General features: G+C 56.9%; 4 protein-coding genes. All 4 read right to left on the bottom strand.

Features of this window, described 5'->3' with window-relative positions:
- Positions 1–415, bottom strand: a 415-nt coding sequence (locus AB5758_RS09565) for a uracil-DNA glycosylase family protein (RefSeq protein ID WP_368155535.1), incomplete at its 3' end; no start/stop codon positions are given.
- 8 nt (positions 416–423) lie between these two features.
- Positions 424–1569, bottom strand: coding sequence for an alanine racemase (gene alr / locus AB5758_RS09570; RefSeq protein WP_368141771.1), 1146 nt, complete (start codon positions 1567–1569; stop codon positions 424–426).
- Between the two features lie 2 nt (positions 1570–1571).
- Complete coding sequence (locus tag AB5758_RS09575) at positions 1572–3188, bottom strand: NAD(P)H-hydrate dehydratase (protein ID WP_368152531.1); 1617 nt, start codon at positions 3186–3188, stop codon at positions 1572–1574.
- Positions 3189–3728, bottom strand: a complete 540-nt coding sequence (acpS, locus tag AB5758_RS09580; RefSeq protein WP_006235843.1) for a holo-ACP synthase — start codon at positions 3726–3728, stop codon at positions 3189–3191.
- Positions 3729–3951 lie beyond the last annotated feature (223 nt).

Genomic DNA, 3951 nt, shown 5'->3' on the forward strand with positions numbered 1-3951 from the left:
CGGGGTTGCCGAGCGTCACGATAATATCAGGCCAGATGCTTCGAATCTGCTCACGCAAAAACGGCGAGCAAGCCAGCACTTCCTCGGGACGCGGATTGCGGTTTCCCGGCGGGCGGCACTTAAGCACGTTGGCAATGTAGACGTCTTCGCGTTTGAGCCCCGCCAGCGACAAAATGCCGTTGAGGTCCTCGCCTGCCGCCCCCACAAAGGGCTCGCCCTGCAAATCCTCATTGCGGCCCGGCGCCTCGCCAATAAACATCACGCGAGCGCGGGGGTTTCCCACGCCAAACACGATATTGTGACGCGACTGGTAGAGCTGGCAGAGGTGACAATCGCCCAGAACGGCCTCAATTTCCTCGAGTGCGACCTCACGTGGTGCCTGATGGGTATGGCCGGGGATGTGCATGACGCCCATAGCGGCTCCTACACGTAGACCTTGTCGAGACGCATGCCAAAGCCGCAGGCGACCTCGTAGTTAATCGTTCCGCGCAGTCGGGCCATCTCGTCCATAGTGATCTCGGCATCGCCATCGCGGCCGACAATAATCATCTCATCACCATGTTCGGCCTCGGGAATCTCGTGTGCCGGGTTGGACTGAATGGCGACCATAAACTGGTCCATGCAGATATTGCCAACCTGATGCACACGCTCGCCGCGATACAGCACATCCATACGATTGGAAAGCGTACGCGATAGGCCGTCGGCATAACCGATCGGCAGCGTGCAGATCTGAACGCGTGTACGCGGTACGCGGTAGGTAAAACCGTAGCCCACGCCCTCACCCATCGCAGGGTGCGCCACGCGCGTCACGCGCGCATGGACGCTCATAACGGGATCAAGCCGCATCACGCGGCCACTCAGCTCGCACGGCTGCATGCCATACAAGCCAACGCCGGCGCGAATCATATCAAAATGCATCGAGGGGTCGAGCATCGAAGACGGCGTGTTGGCGCAGTGCACGATACCGCACTCAAAACCCGCATCCTTAATGGCCTGAACGGCCTCGGTAAAGCGCTGACACTGCAGCTTGTAGTCCCAGCCCGAAGGTTCATCGGCCGTGGCGAAGTGCGTAAATACGCCGTCGCACTGAATACCGCGATGGAAATTAATACCGCGGACAAAGTCGAGCACCTGCGTGTAATGTACGCCGATGCGGTTCATGCCCGTCTCGATGGCGAGATGATACTTGCCCACCTTGCCCGCCGCGACGGCACATTCGCCATACGCAAGAGCAAAGTCAGACGTATAGACCGAGGGCATGATATCAAACTCGAGCAACGTCGGAATGGCCTCGATAGGCGGCTCGCTTAGGATGAGAATGGGTTTCGTAATCCCGCCCTGTCGGAGCTCAACGCCCTCGTTAACCGTCGCCACGGCAAACATATCGGCACCGGCCGAATACATGATCTTGGCGCACTCAACAGCTCCATGGCCATAAGCATCAGCCTTGACCACGCAGCACAGGCGCTGACGTGGATTCAACAAGTTCTTATAGGCCCTCGTGTTGCGACGGAGCGCCCCGCGGTCGATCTCAACCCAGGACCAGCGCGTCAAATCGGCTTTATTCATGATTAGTCATCCGACCCTTCGTCCATGATTCCCAGATCTTCGAGCGCATCCTTTGCCGCCAGTTCCATGGCAGGACCGATCAAGTCAATAAGATCGGTCGCGATAACGCTCTTCTCACCATACTCCGTCGCCGCGGCAAAACCGGCGTAGCTGTGAAGTGCGACGGCGTACGAATACAGCAACTCCCAACGATCCATCTCGTCGCGCATGGTGGCAAGCGTGCCGGCCAAAATACCCGCGAGAACATCACCCGAACCGGCAGTTGCCAGAGAAGCCGGACCCGAGAGCGGCAGCAGCACACGCTCAACGCCACAGATAGCCGTCGTCGGCCCCTTGGCAATGACCACCAGATTGTCAGAGCCTGCAGCCCAGACAACCTTCTGCGCGGCTGCAATCGCAGTACCAAGGTCGTTCACCTCGTCACCGGCAACCAGACGCGAAAGTTCACGATAGTGCGGCGTCATAACCAACGGCTGCTCGCGACGATACATCTCGGGATTACTATCAATACCGTCAATGGCAATCTTAGCAAGGCAGTTGAGTGCATCGGCGTCCAAGATAAGCGGCACATCAAGCTCGAGCAAGCCCGAAACCACCTGCATAGCGCCGGCAGATGTCGTCATACCGGGACCGCACAGTACACAGCTGTACTTCTTTGCAATCTCGCACACCGTCATGCGCGCAGCGGCGCCAAAGGAGCCGCGGGAATCAGACGGAATAGCAAAGACGGGAATCGAAGGAAGTGCCATGCGAATAAGATTGGCGCAGGCGTCAGGAGCCGCGACTGCCACGTAACCAGCACCCGCGCGAGCTGCAGACTTGGCCGCCATAATGGCAGCACCAGGATATTGCGCAGATCCGGCGACAATAAGCACAGAGCCACGGGAATACTTATCGATATTCGTAGGTAGTGGGGCAAAGTAATCAACTAAGTCACCGGGCTCGACAATCTCGGCGGCGTGGTCGACATCATCGATGACCTCGTCAAGACGGTCGTAAAGATTGCCGCAGATCAAATCGCCAGCATACTCAGGACCATCAGCGCTATACAGACCAATCTTGGGCGCAATCATCGTCACCGTATGCTCGGCACGAATGCAGTCGTCATCAACAACGCCCGTCTCGGCATTCAGGCCCGAGGGAACATCAATGGATACGACACAATCGGCGCATTCATTGACCGTAGGAATCCAGATGGAGAACGGCGCACGCAGATTTCCGTGGAAACCGGTACCAAAAATGGCATCGACAACAACATCGGCCTTATCGATCAAAACCTCGAGTTCGTCACGCGAGGGGCCGACGCAAACGCGCACATCGCGGCCGGCAGTACGACGAGCAACATGACGTGCCAGAGCAGCAGGAATCTCATCCGGCTCAACCGGAGAAACGATATCCACGTCCACACCCTTATGGCTCAGGATATCGGCGGCAACCCAACCGTCGCCGCCATTATTACCAAAACCGACCAGAACGAGAACCCGATCGGGATTGAGCTTCAAGACCTCGTTGGCGGCAAACTCACCCGCTAGCTCCATAAGCTCGGCCTTCGAAGTCCCTTCGCGTTCGATGATATCCTCGAGACGAACGACTTCTTCGGTACTCAAAACCGGTTTCATCTATGCTCCTAGCGTATCTTGCGAAGCATCGCCCAGGTGCTCCGTCAATGCTGAATTCTGCAGCTGCTCAAGCTCATCTAAAACAGAGCGAGCCTCTTTAAATGTCTGCGCTACGCGTTTCTTGGTGCTCACCTTTTCCTCTTTTGGCTTAGGCCGAGCATCTTCGGTAATCGCGATGGCATTCGCAACGGCCAAATCTCCTGTAAGCGTAATGGAAAGAGCGACTTCAACAACACCCAGTTCTTGAGCGATCTCGAGAGCACGGCCCGAAAGCAGCGCCTTCGGTTTGCCGAGTTTATCACGCGTAACCGAAACATCCTTGCGACCCACGCCTTGACTAAAACCCGTGCCGAGAGCTTTAAGTACCGCCTCGCGCGAAGCAAAGCGGCTCGCATAGTGAGCAGCGGGACGCGATGATGCATCGCAATACGCACGCTCTTCTTCGGTAAACACACGCCGAGCAAACGACGGCGTCTTTTCAAGAATTGATTTCATGCGGGAAATCTCGACGATATCAACGCCGATACCAGCTTCAGCCATGTTCACCTCCATATCGCACAGACTAAGTTATTGTAGCCCGTTCGCAGAAGATGCGACAAACGAGGGTTATAAAACACAGCTACTATGTGAGACAAAAGCCCGTAAACGCAAAAAAAGGGGGAGGCCGCGAGGCCTCCCCCCTTCAAAGTTCAAGCGTACGGCTCGGTGCCGTCCACCGGTCAGCGGCGCCCTGGCCTCCCACGGGCTGACCCCGCAGTACTCT

The sequence above is a fragment of the Collinsella aerofaciens genome, assembly GCF_040926405.1.
In the GTDB taxonomy this organism is placed as follows: domain Bacteria; phylum Actinomycetota; class Coriobacteriia; order Coriobacteriales; family Coriobacteriaceae; genus Collinsella.

Excerpts from the sequence above, each read along its gene's own strand:
- alr (WP_368141771.1), bottom strand. The coding sequence starts at position 1,569 with ATGAATAAAGCCGATTTGACGCGCTGGTCCTGGGTTGAGATCGACCGC.
- AB5758_RS09575 (WP_368152531.1), bottom strand. The coding sequence starts at position 3,188 with ATGAAACCGGTTTTGAGTACCGAAGAAGTCGTTCGTCTCGAGGATATC.
- acpS (WP_006235843.1), bottom strand. The coding sequence starts at position 3,728 with ATGGCTGAAGCTGGTATCGGCGTTGATATCGTCGAGATTTCCCGCATG.